The 19,689-nt window shown below is 44.4% G+C and carries 11 protein-coding genes; 2 read left to right on the top strand and 9 right to left on the bottom strand.

Features of this window, described 5'->3' with window-relative positions:
- Positions 1 to 171 precede the first annotated feature (171 nt).
- Entirely contained in the window at positions 172 to 2,370 is a 2,199-nt protein-coding gene (locus tag AB4Z08_RS11465) for an alpha-galactosidase (RefSeq protein WP_441573868.1), read from the top strand.
- A 220-nt stretch (positions 2,371 to 2,590) separates the two neighbouring features.
- Here the strand turns inward: AB4Z08_RS11465 and AB4Z08_RS11460 are convergent, their stop codons facing one another.
- The 9 genes from AB4Z08_RS11460 to AB4Z08_RS11420 form a co-directional block, all read right to left on the bottom strand.
- Positions 2,591 to 5,728, bottom strand: a complete 3,138-nt coding sequence (locus AB4Z08_RS11460) for a glycosyl hydrolase (RefSeq protein WP_441573867.1) — start codon at positions 5,726 to 5,728, stop codon at positions 2,591 to 2,593.
- A gap of 9 nt (positions 5,729 to 5,737) precedes the next feature.
- A complete protein-coding gene (locus AB4Z08_RS11455) occupies positions 5,738 to 7,651 on the bottom strand; it encodes a beta-N-acetylhexosaminidase (protein WP_441573866.1) in 1,914 nt (637 codons plus the stop codon).
- Positions 7,651 to 8,703: a DUF6528 family protein gene (locus AB4Z08_RS11450; protein ID WP_441573865.1), complete on the bottom strand. Its 1,053-nt coding sequence runs from the start codon at positions 8,701 to 8,703 to the stop codon at positions 7,651 to 7,653. The genes AB4Z08_RS11455 and AB4Z08_RS11450 overlap by 1 nt, the downstream gene beginning before the upstream one ends.
- A 4-nt stretch (positions 8,704 to 8,707) precedes the next feature.
- The gene (locus AB4Z08_RS11445; protein WP_441573864.1) at positions 8,708 to 9,820 is read right to left on the bottom strand and encodes a DUF6528 family protein; all 1,113 of its coding nucleotides are present in this window, start codon (positions 9,818 to 9,820) and stop codon (positions 8,708 to 8,710) included.
- 15 nt (positions 9,821 to 9,835) lie between these two features.
- A complete protein-coding gene (locus tag AB4Z08_RS11440; protein WP_441573863.1) occupies positions 9,836 to 11,392 on the bottom strand; it encodes a RagB/SusD family nutrient uptake outer membrane protein in 1,557 nt (518 codons plus the stop codon).
- Between the two features lie 12 nt (positions 11,393 to 11,404).
- Positions 11,405 to 14,836: a TonB-dependent receptor gene (locus tag AB4Z08_RS11435; protein WP_441573862.1), complete on the bottom strand. Its 3,432-nt coding sequence runs from the start codon at positions 14,834 to 14,836 to the stop codon at positions 11,405 to 11,407.
- 145 nt (positions 14,837 to 14,981) lie between these two features.
- Positions 14,982 to 16,148: a FecR family protein gene (locus AB4Z08_RS11430; protein ID WP_441573861.1), complete on the bottom strand. Its 1,167-nt coding sequence runs from the start codon at positions 16,146 to 16,148 to the stop codon at positions 14,982 to 14,984.
- Positions 16,149 to 16,259: 111 nt separating this feature from the next.
- Positions 16,260 to 16,811: an RNA polymerase sigma-70 factor gene (locus tag AB4Z08_RS11425; RefSeq protein ID WP_441573860.1), complete on the bottom strand. Its 552-nt coding sequence runs from the start codon at positions 16,809 to 16,811 to the stop codon at positions 16,260 to 16,262.
- A gap of 165 nt (positions 16,812 to 16,976) precedes the next feature.
- Positions 16,977 to 17,558 carry an RNA polymerase sigma-70 factor gene (locus tag AB4Z08_RS11420; RefSeq protein WP_441573859.1) on the bottom strand — a complete coding sequence of 194 codons (582 nt, stop codon included), beginning with the start codon at positions 17,556 to 17,558 and terminating at the stop codon, positions 16,977 to 16,979.
- A gap of 749 nt (positions 17,559 to 18,307) precedes the next feature.
- On the opposite strand from AB4Z08_RS11420, the gene AB4Z08_RS11415 reads away from it, so the two are divergent.
- A complete protein-coding gene (locus AB4Z08_RS11415) occupies positions 18,308 to 19,594 on the top strand; it encodes an EndoS/ChiA family endoglycosidase (protein WP_441573858.1) in 1,287 nt (428 codons plus the stop codon).
- Positions 19,595 to 19,689 lie beyond the last annotated feature (95 nt).

The following is a 19,689-nucleotide window of genomic DNA, read 5'->3' as shown; positions in this document are numbered from 1 at the left end:
TTTTTAACTCCTAAATGCAAGTACGATTTCCTTTGCATATTTTCGTCAATACCAGGCAATTAGCGTAACCTACACTTTGAAAGAATGTAAACGGTTTTATGATTGTTATGCAAATCAACTAAAGATCATAAATAGCCATTCAAAAACAGTTTATTCTATACAACAAATCATATGCACATTTCAGCAGCAGCAAAACAATATTTGTTTCTTATTCTGGCCATCAGTTCCTTTAAAATAAGTCAGGCCCAAACCATTGCCATTACAACCAATCACACTGCCATTGTTTTTGAAGTAGATACCAATAAACAGGTACAACAAATATACCTCGGCCCCAGGCTAAGCAATACATCAGTATATCGTGATGTAAATCCGGACTACCGAAATGAAAATTCAACGTTGAATACAGCCTATGCCACCGGCGGTTCCACCTATCTGAACGAGCCAGCTATTGAAGTGATGCATGCAGACGGAAATATGTCATTGGCGTTAAATTATGTTTCACACCAGTCCAAAAATTTATCACCGGACATTGTCCAAACAGATATACAGCTGCAGGATCCGGCTTACCCGTTCTTCGTAACGCTGCACTATAAATCTTTCCAGGCAGAAGATATTATTGATACCTGGACTACTATTTCACATGGAGAAGAAGACAAAGTGGTTCTAAACCGGTATGCCTCTGCTTTTATCAACATTCTATGGCCCGAAAACCATCTCACCTATTTCTATGGTGAGTACGAAAAAGAAATGGAAATGAAACAGTCGTTGCTACAGCCGGGCATATTTAGCATACAATCCAAGTTGGGAGTACGTACCGCCTGCAACTATAATCCATCATTTCTTATTTCGCCGTCAACAGGTGTTACAGAAAATACCGGGGAAGTTTTCGCCGGAACGCTTGCCTATAGCGGAAATTTCAATATACAGTTTGAAACGCTGAAACTGAATATTGATATGGGCAATACATTAAAAATTATACCGGGAATCAATGCGTATGCGTCTTCATACGCATTAAAACCAAAGGAAAAATTCGAAACGCCACACTTCATCTTTACCTATTCCAGTAGCGGTACCGGCCAGGTCAGCCGCAATTTCCATCGCTGGGCGATCGATTATGGTATCTGGAACGGACGGCAAAAACGATCGACACTTCTTAATAATTGGGAAGCAACTTATTTTGCCTTCAACCAGGATACGATTGTAAATCTCTTTGACGACGCCACTAAATTAGGTGTTGATTTATTTCTGCTGGATGATGGCTGGTTTGGAAACAAATATCCACGTGATAATTCCCGCGCAGGGCTGGGTGACTGGCAGGTTAACAAAAAGAAATTGCCAGGAGGTATTGGGCACCTGGTAAAGGAAGCAACAAACAAAGGGCTTCAGTTTGGCATATGGATAGAGCCTGAAATGGTAAATCCTAAGAGTGAATTGTATGAGCAGCATCCGGACTGGCTGATGATAGCCCCTAACCGCCCGCAGCATTTGTACCGTACGCAGTTGCTACTGGACCTGATTAATCCCAGGGTACAGGATTATGTATTTGACGTAGTTGACAACCTGATGAAAGAAGCACCGGGAATTGCCTATATAAAATGGGATTGTAACCGTTCTATGGATAATGCTTATAGCCCCTATTTAAAAAAAGACCAAAACAGTTTGTATATACGTTACACACAAGCCTGGTACAGCATACTGGAACGCATCCGCAATAAGTATCCCGATCTCGATATGATGCTTTGTGCCAGTGGTGGTGGTCGGGTAGAATTCGGTGCGATGAAGTACTTCCAGGAGTTCTGGCCAAGTGATAATACTTATCCTGTAGACAGGATACGCCTGCAATGGGCCACTTCCTATTTCTATCCCGCTCTTACCGTATGTGCACATGTAACCGCTGCCGGTCGTGAATCACTGAAATATAAAATGGATGTAGCAATGGCAGGTAAGCTGGGTTTTGATATTGTTGTAAAAAAACTAAATGATCAGGAGCTGGCACTTGCCCACACAACGGTGGACAATTATCACCGGCTGCAAAATGTGATCAATTACGGCTCCCTGTACCGGCTCGTATCTCCCTATACTACTAATTTTTCATCGTTGATGTACGTAGACAGCACGAAGAACAAAGCCGTGGTATTTGCCTATAATATGGAAACAATGCAGCAGGACACCTGGCCGGAATGGAAATTCAATGGCCTGGATCCAAAGAAAAACTACAGGGTTACAGAAATAAATTTATTGAAAGATGTCCCACCTCAGTTTCCCGAAAGTGGTAAGATTTTCAGTGGTGAAGCCCTGATGTACCAGGGACTGAAATGGTACATGAAGAAAATAGAAACCAGCTCTGTACTGGAACTGGAGGCAATTTAAAATAATAATTACTACTGATCCAATAGAACAATACATTTGCCGATAGGTTCGAATACTATTCTGCCCGCCTGATTAATCAGGCGGGCTTCTTTATGCTGCTTTATTTAGGTTACCTATCGTTTACTGAGACACGATTGCAATTTCAGATTTCCCCTTCTCCCCTGCCAACAGTAAGAGAGATGTCATCTAAGTTAATAGTCATGTGACCTTGTAATTTAGATTAGCGCATCACCTTAATTTCATAATCAGTGGTCAATCCGTAATCATAAATATCGTATTCATTCCCAGACGGCTGCATTTTAATATTATACCATTTACCAGGATCAACCAGGCCAGGAGCCGGCTTGTTGTAAAATGGCCCTAAAACATTCTTCAAACTGCCGATTACTGTTACTTCGATCTTATTATTGCCTTTTTTTACGAATTCACCGATAGTCAGTGTATTGGGTTCTGATATGATGATGCCCGCAAATACATCATTGACCTTTACAGCGGCCACAGTACCTTTCCATTTACCTAATTCCACCGCATATGATTTGGCAGGATCAGCCACCGTAAATGTCTTCGTATAGGTGATACCGTGACCATACAGCGGCAATCCCTGCCTGCTCCAGTAGCCGGGCTGTAATGGTTGCGACTTTACAATACTCCAGCCACATTGTGTTGATTCCAGGTTAAAATCACCCAAAATATAAACCGGTTCTATTTCCGCATAAACGCTCATGGGAGAAACAGTTACAGCCAATTCGTTATCTCCGGCTTTTAAATAGCGGCCAATCTTGTACACCCCAAAGGAGCGGTCCAGCCACCATTGTCCTGGTTCATTTTTAATGTTCATGCCATTAATTTTCACATCATGCCAAAGTCCAGGTTGCTCTATCACTGCTTTAATGCTTCGGAAATCAACACTATCTTTCAGCGTAAAATGATACACAACAGTGTACCCGGTTCCTGTAGAAAAAGTATCACGCTTAATGATGTTATCTTTAAACTGGGTACGGTTATTCCATGGGTTGCCCACCCCATCTGTAAATCCATGGTGTTTGAATGCCGTATTGGAAGCTACACCTACGTGTATATTATTATAGTTTGAATCCGGCTGATGTAAATGAAGATCACAAAAATCAATCGTCAGCATGTTGTCTGACGGTCTGCTTACTTTTGTCGTTGAGGCATTCACGTTAGTCCATTCCATTGGTCGGGCAGCCATTTTATATCGGGGCATTTTTTTATCAGCAACAAACAGCATCAGGCTTCCGGCAGGGGGAATATCAAAGTCGAAATGCACCTCCTGGTTAAGCAACGAATAGTTAAAGCGGGAAATACTTCCTGAATTCATATTCATCTGTAACACATCCTGACCGGGCATATTGATCCTTCCCCGAGATGACCCGGTCATGCTGGCATTGGTTAATAGCAATAACTCACCATTAGCCAGTTTGCGGCGTTGGTGATAAATGTTGCCTCCGATACTGTCGCCTTTTCCCACGGATATACTAAACCCTTCATTGTGGAACAGATGCAGCAAGGCATCCCGGTTTACATCATGGATCTTTTGGGTGATGGTGGAAAGCTCCCTGCTGACAGCACCATCTACCAATCGCAATTGTTCAAAACAGATCACCTGCCCCCCTGCTGCGATATATTCTTTCAGCAAACGGAACGTAGCACTATTTATATTTTCCATGCCTGGCGGTATCACTACCACCCGATATGCCCGTTTTCCAACAACAAAGCTATTCCCATCAACACGCCCATTCTCTTTGATCACATGCTCTGAACCTAAATCATATTCCAGATAGTTTCTTTGCATCAAAGTCACAAAATCATTAAACCTTTTGGTGATATCGAAAAAACGCTTGTTTTCACCATCCCTGGCGTAATACATCCAGGCCGAGGTGGTGGGTTCAATGACGAGGATATTATTATACTGTTGTCCTTTGGATAACAGGTAAGACAGCCGTGTGAAGTAATGATTCATAAAACGGTAATAGGGCCACCAGGGTTCATGATAAGAGAAACTTGGTGGATAATCATATTTTCGTGCTCCCGTTAGCGTCATAAACGATAAATGCTGATTCAGAAAGTTAACTCCTAATACAAATTCCCAATCGGCCAGGCGTTTCATATCCTTAAAGGTAAGTTCCCATCCGGCACCACCATAAGTTTCAGACAGCGTACGTGTTTTACCCAATTGATTGGCCACACTCCCTAATTCCCGAACAGCGCGTATATTGCCAAACTGCACAGGTTTATCTTCATTAAACTGGTTGAAGAGCATATCAATACCTGGCATTTGATGCCATGCATACATGGCCATATTATCTGGTCCATGGTAGGGGCTTGGCCAACCATGTTCCCAATAATGTCCGGTCCAGGTAAGTTGATGATCGCTCATATATGCAGATACAGGTTTCGACCACCGTGCAATAAATAATTCCAGCAAGACCTGGTAATAATTATGACGAACCCGTTTCCAATCGCCGACTTCTTTAAACAAGGATGGCAGATGTAACCGCAGATCGTACCCCCAGTTCTTATAAAAACTATCAAATAGTTCAGGAGTCCAGCGTACACTGTTGTGCCCTTCATTAATGATGGTTGGTTCGTCAGAAAAAACGCCTTTAATTGTTTTACCAAATTCCTTGCCTACTGCTTTTTCATAACCTTTGTAGGTAATATCAATGAACTTATCGGTAACTCCTTTAGCCATCAGATCTACATAAGACACACCTATAGGGCCTGCCACCGAGCCACGGTTCGATCTTTGATAATTTACTTTTCTGAATAACTGATAACGTCCGCTTTTACCTGCTTCCTCCTGCACATGATTGGTAATATCTTTATAAGTTCCGTTCTCTTCTTTAAGATAGAAAAAGAATGCAGCAAGATCAGCAGGAAGTTGGGTTACTTCTTCCATATACAACATTTGTCCCTGGTTGTACGCTTCCGGCATTTGTTCCCCTACCAATCCACCAGCAAAACCTGTAGGGTAAGAGTTTTCGTCATATATCCAGATATTCAGTCCCAATTTTTTTCCCTTCTGAAGCGCATATTCAAATAAATCGAACCACTCTTTTGATAAGTATTCAGTAATTAGTCCCGGACGTGGATGAATGATTACGCCACCGAAATCATTTTTCCGGTAATCATTCAGCATAGAATCGATATTACTTTTGGAAACTTTCGTATTCCATACCCAGAAAGGCACCGTTCCATAATCCCTGCCGGGGTTTTTAAAACCGGCAGCCACCTCTTCAAAACGTTCCAATGATTGTTGTGCTTTTACATTGGAAGCAACAAATACAACAGCGAGGATCCAGGCACAGTGCAAGAACTGGCAGATGCTTTTTTGCATAGGTGAATATTAATTTTCAGATTTTTTGCTATTATCCAGTACGGTGCGCGTGATGATACTTCTGCGCCCCGCACGAGTGATAACAATGGTTTTCAGGTTGATTATCTTCCCCCGGGGAATTGCAATGATTATGGGTCCTTTGTATTCGTGATCATAGTCTCCCGGCGGTCGGTTGTTCAGCGTATAAAATATTCTGGCTCCCCGCACAGAAGGCTGCGCTACTTCAAACCTGAAAGTATCAGTCAGGATTGTTGTATCCGTGTAATGAAAAACCGCAGGCACACAGTAGTTAATACCAGCTTTGTCGAAGCGCTCCAGATGTAATGGTAATGCTGTGCCGGCGAAACGTGGATAATCTTTGGCCGTTTCATCTGACCATCCTGTTTCCGCCAGCGCCAGCATACGCGGCAGCATCATGTATTGCAGTTTGGAAACATCGGGGATGTTTTCTGTCCAAATACAAGCTTCCACGCCCATAATATGTTTATGCTCTTCCGCAGATAATGCAGGGTATTCCGGGTTATACTGATAGGCATTCTGTGCCGGCTGATCACCGCCATGGCTGGATGGTTCCTGATCTGAAGCACTTTGAGCATAATCAAAATACAGCCCGTTATTACCAGGAGCCAATACGATGTCCAGTCCTTTTCCAATTTGTTCAATAGCTGCCTTTTCACCAAAGCGGCTCATCACCGTGATCCGCTCCCTGACATTGCCTGCTGCTACCTCATCCCAGGCAATCAGCTTTTTCTGTTTAGACAGTATGATCCTGTTCAACCTTGAAATGAAATAGCTTTGCAGCTCGTGAGTGTCAGGGATTTGATGTTGCTTCATAAAGGTCTGCACAGCAGCATCCTTCTCCCAATAACCTTTGTAGCATTCGTCACCACCTATATGAATGTAGGGGTATGGAAATAAAGTGGCTACTTCTCCAAATACTTTATCAAGAAATTGGTAAACCCGTTCATCTGTGGGATTGAGTGAATTGTCTACATACATTTCAAAACCACCCGTGGAGAACCATTTAGCAAAGGGACTTCCCGGATTCACCCTGGTATCCGCACTGTGCGTTACACACAACTCAGGATATGCTGCTATGGCGGCCATAGAATGTCCTGGCACATCTATTTCGGGTAGTATTTCGATATGTCTTTCAGCAGCGTAGCGAATTACTTCCTTCACCTGCTCCTGGGTATAAAAACCGCCATCCGTAGCGCGTTCGCCAGGTTGCGGTGGCAAAGTATTGCCACTGAACTCAATACGTGGCACACGCCAGGCACCCACCTTCGTTAGTGCAGGGTAGCTTTTGATTTCCAGTCGCCACCCCTGGTCATCGGTAAGGTGCCAGTGGAAACGGTTCAGTTTATAGTAAGCCATCAGGTCGAGCAGGTCTTTAATCTGTGCGACTGTAAAAAAATGCCGGGAAACATCCAGCATGAGTCCACGGTAGCCAAAACGAGGAGCGTCTTCTATGGTGAGACAGGGAACCGTAGCCGCTCCGTTCTCAGGTGCAGAGAACAACTGCAATAGGGTTTGTATACCATAGAACAAACCAGCGTTATTGCCGGTTAGGGTAATGCGGGCGGGTGTTACCGACAACCGATATCCTTCCTTTGGGAGGTGTTCTGCACCGCTGTTAGTTATGAGCACTTCTGATGCTTTTGCCGCAGCTGTTATCATCTTGTTTCTGAACTTCCCGGTGCTGAACAAACGGTCCGTGAAATACTCAACAACATGCTTTTCCCTGACATCAGTCCGGATCACAGTATTAGAATCGAAAACAAAGTTGCCTGTATCCATCTTTAGTGAACGTGGCATGGGAATCAGCGCCGGCGTATTTTGCTGCCCGGCAGTATTCTCCACACCAAAGCCCAGTAAGGCCAGGCAACAGGTATATATTTTTACGTATTTGCTAAAGTACATTACTGATAATTGTCGTAAACTATTTTTACTTTATAAAAACAGGCACCATTTACTATTCTCGATCCCTGCCATTGCCCACCTGATGTATAGAAATCAACAGTGCTGGCAGACCAGCTATTGAGCGAGCAGTTGACTGCAGGACGCGGGTTTTTATTAGCATCGGGACGCACCAATACAATTTGTCCACTGGGTTGATTCCCCATTCCTTTTACAAAGGTCAGGTTGTTGGTAGGTGAAATAGAGAAAGCTTTTGTCGTTTTATTGAACACATATTCTCCTCCATTGGTAGTTACCCACAGCAGATTATTGTTGCCATAGTATGCACTTATTTCATGGCCCCAGGCAGTAGGCAGTGTAACCCGGTACTGCCTTAATTCTGTTAACTCAGGATTAGCATCGCTTCCACCAACCGCCAGGGCTGTCAGGATGTGCGCATTATTGGATAAGTCCTGTCCGGTAACCCATAATCCATTAATGGCCGGATCCCATAATACGGCATGTGCTGCGCCTAAAGAAAACTCCGCATAGGTGTTGTTATCAGCTCCCTGCGAAGACGCGTACACCCGGACCCAATTACCATCAGATGCCGCCAGGGCGATGTTACCGTTGGGTAGCAGTTCTGCAGCATGCAGATTCCCGTTGATTATCTTCGACCATACACGCTGTCCGGATGGATAGGCAATCAAAGCTGCAAAACTATTATCGCTGATAGCTGCATAGCTGGCATCCTCCCGGATTTTCATCTTCCGCACTTTGAAATCAGTACCGCCGCCAAATGTCCTGATATCATTTGTACTGAAGCCCAATGTAGTGGTTGGTGACCAGCTCCACTTTTTTGCGTTGCTGGAATTCCAGTCTGTCATCATGGGATCATAGAGCTCTATCTGCTTGCTGGCATCGTTGGTTAAGGCCAGCGGAAACCCCGGATAGGACTGCACGGCCGGCGGATTAGTGTTGGGGCCGGGAGCTGTATCCACGCCCGTTTTTTTACTGCAGGCTATTTGAAAAATGATCAAAGAGATGACAGCCCCCATCAACATTATTCTTTTCATAGGATCAATAATAGTTTGGATCAAATGTTTTTCCTTTATAAATAGCCGCCCCGCTCACGGTACGGGAGCCAGTAGCGGCACCAGTGGCGGCGTTGTAAAAATTGACGACTGAGGTACACCAGGAATTGGCAGGATACAGCGGGCAACCTGTGCTGGGGCGTGTTTCTACAAGCGTATTCTGACCAGGTTGACTGCTGATAGCTTTAACAAAGGTTCCATATGCCGCTCCGGGCATGTCGCTGAAGGTTCCGGTGGATATATGAAAAATATAAACGCCGCCATTGGTGGTGACCAGCAGCTGGTCCGGGTTATTCACATCGGCAGCAAGGTCGTGGCCCCAGGGACTTGGCAAAGAGTCATAAGAAGTATCCAAATGTAACTTGGGGTTTGCGATGGTGCCGCCGGATCCGGCAGCATTATAAGTATATTTTCTCAGCCCATTTCCCAGCGCCCAGAGCACCTGGTGCGTGGCATCCCAAAGCACCGCGTGAGCGGAGGCAAAATAGTATTGTGTATATACCCCGTGATTGGGCGAGGGCTGTGACGATGAATAGATACGGATCCAGCCCTGCGGCCACGCAGTGCCCGCACTGGCTACCACGCAATTGCCATCAGGTAATATTTCCATCGCATGCAAACTTGTGGTATCGTTAAAACCCATTACCCACAACTTCTGCCCCCGTGTTCCTGTGCCCGTATAACGTGCAATGGTGGCCAATCTGTACGAGGTGGCAGTGATCACCTGTGCGGTGCTGGCAAAAACGGTATTATTCCGGACCTTGATATCTGTAGGCGTTTCCCAAAGAGGTATTTCACTGGTAGCATTATACGACAATGCGGTAGTAGGCATCCAGCTCCATTTAGGCGTAGTCCAGGAAGCATCTGCCGGATCATATACCTCCACTTTCTGCGTGGATTGATTGGTAATAGCGACCCAGCAACAGGTAGCCAGTTCTGTTTTTACCTGCCGGCTTTCGGGTATTTTATCTTTGACGGGCATTTTTTGTTCCTCCTGCCGGGTGCAGGAAGCCGCCAATACCAAACATACAAATGCTGTCAAATAAACACGGGTAGCCCGTAAGCAGGAAATACCTGCTATGCTTCTGATGTTTTTCATGATGATGAATTTTAGTTAGTATCCTGGGTTAGGAGTCAATTTATCATTCAATAATATTTCGGCGTTAGGTATCGGAAACAGCAGCCTGTCTTGTGTAACATTATAGCTTCCCGCCTGCAGATAAGGATACTGCGCCTTTTGTTTAACACCAAAGTCGGTCATTACTTTAATGGCATTACCGGTGCGCACCAGGTCGAGCCAGCGTTTATTTTCAAAAGCCAGTTCCACTCTTCTTTCCTTTAAAATAATTGTTTGCAGTGCCGCCTGATCAGTGATAGTGATATTATGCAATGCATCACCAAAGGCCCTTGCTCTCACCGTGTTCAGATAAAGCAATGCATCACCTGATTTCCCTTGTTGATTCAGACTTTCTGCCAACAGCAATAAAACTTCTGAATAGCGATACACCGGCCAGTCATCATTGGTTTGATTACCGATAGCATGCGTATGCAGGTATTTCCTGGGAAATGGCCGCCCTACCTTGCCTGCCGGCGCGGTATAACCTACGGCTGATTGAACTGCCGTTGCCGTAAAATCATCCGTAGCATTAAAGGTACCCTCAGCAATAGCAATAGATGCATCGAGCCGCAGATCACCTGTTTCATATGCATTGATCAGATCCTGCGTAGGGGTGTTAAAACCACCCACTGTTGTAATGTTGTTGAAGTTTACACCTGTTACCACCGTGGTGTTGGCCATACGCGGTAAGAAATTGTAAACAGAAGCATCTGTATTAGCCTGTGGCACGGATAGGCCCGTGTTGAACTGAATCTCAAATACAGACTCCTTTCCGTTTTTGTTGCTCAGTTGAAACGCATCGCCATAGTTAGGGAACAGCGTATAACCCATTGCAGTGACCTGTTTTAAGGCAGCTTCCGCGAGGTCATATTTTTTCAGGGTCAGGTATACATCGCCCAGCAGTGTCAACGCTGCACCTTTTGTAGCGCGCCCGGTTTGCGGAAATGCAGGTGCGTCCAGCTTGGCCGCGGCATCGGTGGCATCGGCTATGATAAGATCATATACTTCCTGCACGGAAGAACGCGGGATATAAGTCTCTTCACGCGTAAGTGGCGCATGTTTATAGATGGGCAATCCGCCATAAAAACGCACCAGGTCGAAGTACACAAGCGCGCGGATGAACTTTACCTGGCCCAGAATGGCGTTGCGGCTGGCATCGGACAACCTGATATCATCGATATGATCTATGATCACATTCGCAGCTGATATTGTGTTAAAACCAGCATTCCACTTTACAGGTGTCTGGTTATTATATTTATCATCCAGAAAATCGGCGACAGCATAACGGTTCACAGTAGCTACTGCCTGGTCAGATGATTTATAGTCATAGTGCGTATTATCAGAACGCATCTCCCCCATGATCCAGGCACTTTTGTTATTATAAAACCCGCGCAACTGGTTATAGGCGCCGTTGACCGCCAGATCAAAATCACTCTGGGTTTTAAAGTAGCTCCCCAGGGTTACATTATTGGGATTGACTTCGGTCAGAAATTTTTTACAGGATATCTCGGTCAGACTCAGTATCACTAATATTAAACAGGAAATCTTTTTCATTTTTACTGATTTTTAAAGGCCAAGGTTCAAGCCAAACGTAAATGTTCTTTGCAGGGGATAAGCGCCCAGGTCCTGTCCCTGCTGTGTAACACGTGCCAGTCCACCTGCACTTACCTCAGGATTGCCCGGATAACTGGTAAAAATGTACACGTTTTGTGCAGATGCATACACTCTGAAGCTCTTGATATAAGGTGTCCTGAATTTTCTCAGCATATACCCGAGGGTGATATTGTTGATAGTGAGATGTGAAGCATCATGGATAAACAGTGTATTGTCTGTACGGTAGGCCGCAGTAGTGTTAGCAAGGGTACGTGCCACCCGTCCATTACCAGGATTAGTCTCAGAACGCCAGCGATCGAGCAACTCCGGTGGACCGTTGAACACACCATCCAGGTTGTAGGTACTTTCCTGCATACCATTTTTCAGTTTATTGCCGTAAGTCCCTGACACCGCAATGTTCATATCGAAGTTTTTGTACTGAAACGTATTGCTGAGACCAAATATAAATGTGGGGTTAGGATCTCCGATCACGGTTTGATCATCGGGGAAAGTGATTTTGCCATCACCATTTAAATCTTTGAACCTGACTGTTCCTGCCTGAGAAAGCGTGGTGGAACCTGTTCCATAATATTTAGGTCCTGCATCGGCTTCCGCCTGCGTTTTGAATATACCATCAAACACATAACCATAAAACTGCCCAACAGGTTGGCCAACAAGTGTGCGGTAGTCAGTGAATTCAGATAATGTTATAGTGGGATTGTCGGCAAAGGAAATATTATTTAAACCGATCCGTTTGACAAGGTTTCTGTTAAACGAGATATTAAAGTCTGTATTCCATTTGAGTTTTCCGACCAGGTTTTTAGTACTGATTGTAATCTCATGCCCCCATTGACTGATATCACCGAGATTATCCTGCACAGTAGAGAAACCCGAAGATTGCGGAACAGGTAATACAAACAACAATCCTGTTGTTTGTTTATTGTAATAATCGTAAGATAAATTGATCCGGTTGTTAAACAATCCCAGGTCAAAGCCAGCATCAAATTGCCGGTTACGCTCCCAGGCCAGGCGTTGATTCCCCAATGAATTTTGTACTTTTCCCGGCGCCAGGCTACCTGAAAAAGAATAATTGGCATTACCAATACCTGCTGCTGTAGTATAATTATCTATTTCGGCCATACCCGTTAAACCAAAGGTGGCCCTTAGTTTCAGTAAACTTATTGGTGATACGTTCCTGAGGAAGGCTTCATCACTCGCTACCCATCCTGCACCTATGGAGGGGAAAGTACCCCATTTATTTTTGTCTCCGAAACGTGACGATCCATCCCGTCTTATAGTGGCCTGCAGCAGGTAACGGTCCTTGTAACTATAATTTAAACGACCCAGTAATGACGCCATTGTCCAGGCATTGAAGCCGGAAGTATTGGTAGTAAAACGGGTAGCCGCACTCAGATAAGTGACGCTGTTATCCGGAAAATCGCGGCCCACCATATCGCTTGCAAAACCTGTAGAACGCTGCAGGGTAAAGCCACCCAGTAACCCCAGCGAATGATCTTTGCCAAATTGCTGCTGGTAGTTAAGCGTATTTTCATTCAGCCAGGTATAATCGTTATTAACCATTGTCTGGCCTAAAGCAGTATTATTTCCTGGCGGAGGATTTTCCATCGGCAACGCGTTAAAGCCCCCCACGGAAGTAGATGGAATAAACCTGTTGCGGGTCATGTTACCAACATCCGTGCTTCCAGATGTGCGGAAAGTCAGATGATCTGTGAGTTTTATTTCTGCAAACACATTTGCCAATACACGTAACCGGTTAGCATCGTCCTTCACTTCGAGCAGTTGTCTTAATGGATTCGCCCATACGAACTGATTGGTAAATCCTGAAATACCAAGTGCCAGTGATCCGTCCGGATTATAAGGTGAGCCCATGGTAGGCATCATAGAGGCAGCGGCAAAAATGGCGCGCTGACCATCCACATTAAATCCTGTCCCCTGCCTGTTGTTATGCTCCAGCTGCAGGGATGGCGCAACGCTAACGCCCACCTTTACACGTTTGCCAAGGTTGAAATCACCGTTTGCGCGCAAGGAAAAACGCTTATAGCCGGTATTTACAAGAATACCCTGCTGATTAAAATAGCCCCCAACAACACTGAAAGCCGCCTTATCATTGCCCCCACTGATAGAGAGACTATAGTTTTGCACAGGCGCATTCCTGGTCAGTACACTGAACCAATCGGTACCTTCGCCATATTGTTCCGGGTTTTGATATACAGCTGGTATACCACCGGTATAGCCTTCGTATTTGATCTTATCTTCATAAAACCCCTTCATGTAAGTAGCCAGTTGGGTAGCATTCATAACTGATGGTATCAGTTCGCGCATTAATGAGGCACTTCCGTAATAGGAATTAAAATTTATCTGCGTAGCGCCGGATTTTCCTCTTTTGGTAGTAATGATGACCACCCCATTTGCAGCACGTGAACCGTATAAAGCAGTGGATGCGGCATCTTTCAGGAGGGTAAAGGACTCGATTTCATCCGGGTTAATGTTGTTAATATTATCGGGATTGCCGGGCATGGGCTGCCCGTCTACTACCACCAATGGTCGTACATTGGAGGTGAGTGAGGCAGCGCCCCGTATACGGAGGTCCATTCCTTGTCCGGGTCGTCCGCTGGTTTGCGCCACCTGGGCGCCTGGCAGCTTGCCCTGTAATCTTTCCGCGAAGGTACCCGTAGGCTGATCCTTAATATCAACAGAAGACAGCGTTGCCACTGACCCCACAATATCACGCGAACTTTGTTTACCGTAAGCCACTACTACTTCGTTCAATTGCGAAGATGTTTGTTCCAGCTGCACGTTGATAACAGTCTGACCATTGATAGGTACTTCTTTAGGAGTATAACCAAGATATTTAAATAACAGTACTCCGCCGGCATCCGGTATATTAAGCGTATACGTGCCATCAGTTTGTGTGGCTGTTCCGATCTGGGAATCCCTGAGCCTTACCGCCACCCCGGGCAATGGATGATTATTGATATCGGTAACTCGCCCTTTAATGGTAACAGTCACTATCGTTGGTTCGGGATTACGCGTCACCACGATCGTATTTTGATGAATGGTGTAAGTAAAAGGTTGACCGGCAAAACTTTTTCGCAATACTTCTTCCACTGTTGCATTGGTTACCTGTATGGCTACCGGTTTGGCATCCTTCAAAATTTCGGCGTCCCACAAAACATTATAACCGGTTTGTTTGCGGATCTGACGGAATACCTCTTTAAGCGTAATCTGTTCAGATGATAACGTTACCTTTTGGGCATAGCTTGAGGCGCTGACTTCCATTAACGCTGCGATCATTAAAACAAAGGTCAGTTTCATCATCAACAGGATTTTTTTATGCATAGTGCCGGCTTGTACCTGGCACACGTCAGGTATGTAAAATTTCATTACATTTGGATGTTTGGGTTTAATAATCAGATAACTGTGACTACACTAGCTTTCGAAACTTGTTTTTCACAGGGTAAGCTCAAACTGTCCGGGGGCGCAGCAACGCTCCCGGTTTTTTATTGCTCCCTGTTTTTTCAGATACTTTTTATGGCATAACTGTGATCCTCCTTCCGTTTATTTTAAAGTGTACGGTACCTGTTAATTCCAGCATATTTAATACTTCAGCAACGTTTTTCGACCGCGATAAACTACCACCAATAGCTTTTCCGGAAACATCACCCTGATAACTGATTTCTACATCATACCACCGGCTGATCTGCCTCATAATACTTTCTACCTTTTCATTATCAAATAAGAAGTAGCCATTTTTCCATGCAATCGCGGCTTCCGTGTCTCCATTTTTTATACTGATTTTGCCGGCAGCTCTATTTAGTATGGCTTCCTTACCGGGAACCAACAGGGCATTTTCGGGACCACAGTTTACCTTTACAGAACCTTCCAGCAGCGTAACAACATTGTGCTGTTCATCGGGGTAAGCATTAATGTTAAAATGTGTCCCTAACACCCTTACTGTCATAGGGGTACCTGATCCTGCATTTACCGTTACAAAAAATGGCCTGGCTATATCCTTCGCCACCTCAAAATATGCTTCTCCTGTAAGTGTTACCTTTCTTTCGTCTCCAGGGAATGATGCAGGAAAACGCAGTGAAGAACCTGCGTTGAGCCACACTTTGGTTCCATCCTGCAAGGTCATCTGATACTGGCCGCCATAGGGTGTACTCAAGGTATTATAAGCAATGGTGGCTGCTGTAGTACTGGTCAAATTATCATATAACAGGCTACCACTATCTGTCTTATTCACCGAGGCATTACCCTGCCGCGTGATAACGCCGTTTTTGGTATCTTCCAACACCACCTTATCACCGTTATCCAATGTTAATATCGCTTTGTTGCCTCCCGGGACAATGTCTTTAAGGGTTTGAACAATATTGGTTTGCTGTGGTGGCCGATGCAACTGCGGGAAATAAAAATATGCGGCTAATCCAAGTATGAACAGAACGGATGCTGCGGCTGACAGGTAGTACCAACGGCGCCTTGTGTTGATCGCCCTCGTCACCGGTAAATTAATTTGTTGCTGCAGGTGCGTGAACATACGCAGACGTACTTCCTCTTCTTCATCAACATTATCTGACAGCCATTCAATATCGGCTTCGTTATGATCCTGGTACCAGGCCATTAACGTCTCCTCTTCAGCTGGCGTAATCGTGCCATCCAGGTATTTTTCGATCAGGTGATATAGATTGTCCTTCAACGTGTAGGTTTTATCGTTATAAAGAGATGTACCATAACTTTCCGTTTACCCTTAACGGAATTGAATATTTTATTAGCCGGATTTATAGCATTCGCACCTGAGTAAAAATGATCACCATAAGCAGGGACGATTCAACTTAAGCTTCAGTACTTTCAATGCTTTGGTAAGATGCGCTTCTGCCGTTTTCTCTGCAATACCCATCTTTAGCGCAACTTCCGGTATGGTGAGACCTTCCACTCTGCTTAATTTGAATACCAGGCGGCATTGATCCGGTAGTGTTTCCACGATACCATTAATTTGTTGCTGCAAAAACCTGGTATAAATCTTTTCTTCATCCCAGGCAACTATCCCCCGATCAGCAGTCTGTTCAATTATCTGGTCTCTCCTCTTCTGCCGCAGGTACTGTTTAAAAACGGACAATCTAACTGCTGTAGCGAGATAAGCATCGATATTATCGATACAAAGCTCCTGGCGCCTTTTCCAAAGGCTGATAAAAACTTCCTGTACAATTTCCTCCGCAATTATTTTATTCCGGCAATGAGCATATGCGATGGCCAGTAATTTTTTCCAATAACGGTCATAAATTTCGGCAAAAGTATGCCCATTGCCCTCGCACAAGGACACCATTAAGTCAGCATCTGTTTGTTGCTGGTACCGGCTCATACAACGGGTAAGTTTCTACTACCTGCGTTATTTGCTGCCGTACACACCCCTTCTTCGATCCCCTCCAATACATTGCTCATCATAACATGGATATTATGGTTACACAGATATGTACCATAAGGATCACCTTTACCCTTAGTGGCGGAATAATTTTTTTTAAAACGCTTAAGAAGTCAGCATTTGAAAGATGAGGATCACCCATAAAAAGGGGCGATTCAATTTGTTTTTCAGTATTTTCAATGCTTTGGTAAGATGTGCTTCTGCCGTTTTTTCGGCAACACCTATTCTTTGGGCGATTACTGGTATACTTAAACCTTCGTTCCTGCTTAGTTTAAATACAAGCCGACATTTCTCCGGCAAAATTTCCACTATGTCATTAATATGTTGCTGCAGAAATCTGGTGTAGATCATTTCTTCGTCCCAGGAGGTTATTATGGGATCGGCGACTTGCGCTGTTATCTGCTCCCTTCGTTTCTGTCGCACATATTGTTTAAATACAGATAATCTCACTGCAGTAGCAAGATAAGCATTTACATTCTCAATATAAAGCTCCTTCCGCCTGTTCCACAGGCTGATAAGGACCTCCTGCACAATTTCCTCCGCAATTATTTTATCCTTGCAATGACGATATGCCACAGCCAGTAATTTCTTCCAATAGCGGTTGTAAATTTCAGCAAAAGCATCCCTCTTATCCTCGCGCAGGAGCATTATTAAGTCTGCATCAGTTTGTTGCTGGTACCGATTCATGCAATTAGTATGGTACGCAAGAATATAAAAATAAATCGAGCTTTTATATCAGTACACAGAATAATAATATTGAGAAAAAATGATACTTAACGGCTTACCCCGGATTCACGTAAGCAACCTTAAATACTGGAAAAACCCAGTTGCTGTAGCATATAGCATTACTTCCGTTCCGCAAAATGTTTCAGTAGCCCCTTCAGGAAAAACGCCCGTTAACGGGCATTCTCTTTATTTAAACTATTTTCCTCGCGCCGAATTATCGCTTTTTTAATTCGACTGAAAATTAATATCATTACCGAACGCTTATCTTACTTTCTTCATTCAAAATATAATCGCGCATTTGCATATGATTTTAATGTAAATTACAGTCATCTGTCGAACCCATTTTATCTATCTTAAAGAGAGCCGTTATCATAAAAATGATTCCATGAATAATGAAGTATAGCCCAACCCGGCATTGTTATGCTTTATCTAACTATTAAAGCGCAATGCGTTATCACTGGCCGGCGTTACACATTCAGAAACAACAAAATAGATATCGCTGAAGTGCCGCCTAGAACCAGTATTCCAATGTTATGTAAACCGGTATGTTGCCCAAATAAGTCATCTGAGCAGTGGCATCAGTCACCCAGACAAATACAATTAATTATCACACCCGTTATACAGCACACAAAGGAGATGGTGTTGAAGTGATCAATGTTAGGTTGTGATTTTACCGCAGGACATTATTGTTCACCATAAAATTCATCCAAATGAAACAGAAGTGTTTATCGTCCAAATTAGTAACCGCATTTATTATCCTGCTCTCCAGCGCCAGCTGCACAAAAGAATTACGTTCTTCAGAAGTATTACCTCACAGTGAATTTACCATGGCTACCGGAGCTGTTGCCTCCGTTACCTCAGACAGCCTGCTGGCATATAAAAGCCGTCCCCATGAAATTTATGCAGCTTTTTATCGCCTCGAAGGGCCCTGTTATGGTCCAGCCCCATTTAATACCAATTTTTCCCAGGTACCCGACAGTCTGGATATATTAATCCTGTTTTGTTTCTCTCCCAGCTCTCCGGTAGCAGGCCAGGTACCCGGATGGATCAATACACTTCATACCAAAGGCACCAAAGTGATTCTGACAGGTGGATTAGACCTTGTTCCCAATGCTACACATGATTCTATTGGTTATGCCATGACTGCAAAACATATCATGGACAGTACGGTAAATAAATATGGCTTTGACGGGTATGACATTGATATAGAAAATAATCCGTCCGGCCAAACGCTGACAGATATGGCCGGTGTATATAAGGCACTTTCCAGGTATCTTGGCCCAAAATCCGGTACTGGAAAGCTACTCACGTTTGATACCAATCAGAACGGAAACAACAGCCTTTTCCAAAAGGTATATACAATGGTGGACTATGTGTGGCTGCAGGCCTATGGACGTGGTGCCGGTACACTGCAATCAACATGGACCACCTTCTCTCCTTATATTACATCAACCCAGTTCATACCCGGTTTTTCTTTTTATGAAGAAAGAGGATATCCCTCCAATGTATGGTATGATGTAACCTACCCGGTAAACGGTACCGGCCGTGCGTATGACTATGCACGCTGGGAACCCGGTACCGGCAAAAAAGGCGGCGTATTCAGCTATGCGATAGACAGAGATGCACCATTAACCTCCTCTACCGACAACACCGCTTATGCACCTACTTACATCGTAAGCAAACAGCTGATCCAGATCATGAACCCCGCCGGCGGTGGCAGTGGAACAACCGGAGTGATATTCTACCAGGATTCCAACTATGGGGGCGCAGCTTCACAGCCAATTGTTAAAGGCAACTATACTTTATCTCAATTACAGGCAATGGGAGTGGTGAATGATTGGGCTTCTTCGGTAAAGATTCCTTCCGGCTGGACTGTCATCATGTATGCAGATGATAACTTTTCCGGTACCTCATGGACACTTACCAGTAATAACAGCTGGCTTGGAGGACTGTCTCCCAATGCGAATGATAAAATGAGTTCGGTAAAAATCCAGTAGTGCTTATTCTCAGAATGTTGTTCTTACCATCCTTATAAATTCACCTAAACCCGCGACCTGGACTTTCTTTAAAGTTAATGAGCGGGTTTCATTTT

It is taken from the genome of Chitinophaga sp. RAB17, from assembly GCF_052114225.1.
Lineage (GTDB): Bacteria > Bacteroidota > Bacteroidia > Chitinophagales > Chitinophagaceae > Chitinophaga.
This window is presented reverse-complemented; position numbering and strand designations above follow the sequence as displayed.